At 72.9% G+C, this 1,045-nt stretch carries 2 protein-coding genes; both read left to right on the top strand.

The features are described from left to right. A partial coding sequence (locus D7231_RS35755) for a zinc-binding dehydrogenase (RefSeq protein WP_147449929.1) occupies window positions 1-501 on the top strand: 501 nt, incomplete at its 5' end. A gap of 136 nt (window positions 502-637) precedes the next feature. Beyond that, window positions 638-1,045, top strand: a 408-nt coding sequence (locus tag D7231_RS35750; protein ID WP_147449928.1) for an MBL fold metallo-hydrolase, incomplete at its 3' end; no start/stop codon positions are given.

Here is a 1,045-nt window from a genome sequence, read left to right as displayed (position 1 = left end):
GGCGCCGGCCACCGCGGCGCCGGCGCCACCCGCATCATCGCCGTCGACGTCGACGACCGGAAGCTGAAGTGGGCCGAGAGGTTCGGCGCCACCGCCACCGTCAACTCCTCGGAGACCGATGCCGTCGAGGCCATCCGCACTCTCACCGGCGGGTTCGGCGCCGACGTCGTCGTGGACGCCGTGGGCCGTCCCGAGACGTATCAGCAGGCCTTCTACGCCCGCGACCTGGCGGGCACGGTCGTGCTGGTGGGCGTGCCCATGCCCGGGGCGAAGCTGGAGCTGCCGCTGCTGGACGTCTTCGGCCGCGGCGGGGCGCTGAAGTCCTCCTGGTACGGCGACTGCCTGCCCTCCCGGGACTTTCCCGCCCTGATCGACCTCTACCTCCAGGGACGCCTCGACCTCGACGCCTTCGTCAGCGAGGAAATCGCCCTGGACCAGGTGGAGTCGGCGTTCGACAAGATGCACCGCGGCGAGGTGCTGCGCTCGGTGGTGGTCCTGTGAGCGCCGCGCCCCCGCAAGCGGGAGGTACCCCCAGCGCGGCTGCCGGGCCGCAGCCGAAGACGACAGCCGCGCCGCGCTGCGCGGGCGGAGTTGGGGGTGCACCCAGGCGGAGCCTGGGGGAGAACAAGGAGACACTGTGACGGCGCGGATCGAGCACCTGGTCACCTCCGGGACCTTCGAGCTGGACGGGGGCAGCTGGGAGGTGGAGAACAACGTCTGGCTGGTCGGCGACGACCGGGAGGTCCTGGTCGTCGACGCCGCGCACGACGCCGCGACGATCGCCGCGGCGGTCGGCGACCGGCGCGTGGTCGCCATCGTGTGCACGCATGCCCACAACGACCACGTCAACGCCGCCCCGGCACTGGCCGACCGCACCGGGGCGCCCATCCTGCTCCACCCCGCCGACACGGTGCTGTGGAAGCTGGAGCACCCTCAGCGGGAGCCCGACGGGGAACTGGCCGACGCCGACCTGCTGACCGTGGGCGGCACCGGGCTGTACGTGCTGCACACCCCCGGGCACTCCCCCGGGGCGGTCTGCCTGTAC

Source organism: Streptomyces klenkii, assembly GCF_003626645.1.
GTDB classification, from domain to species: domain Bacteria; phylum Actinomycetota; class Actinomycetes; order Streptomycetales; family Streptomycetaceae; genus Streptomyces; species Streptomyces klenkii.
Note: the sequence above shows the minus strand (reverse complement) of the source record. Positions and strands in the feature narration are given on the sequence as shown.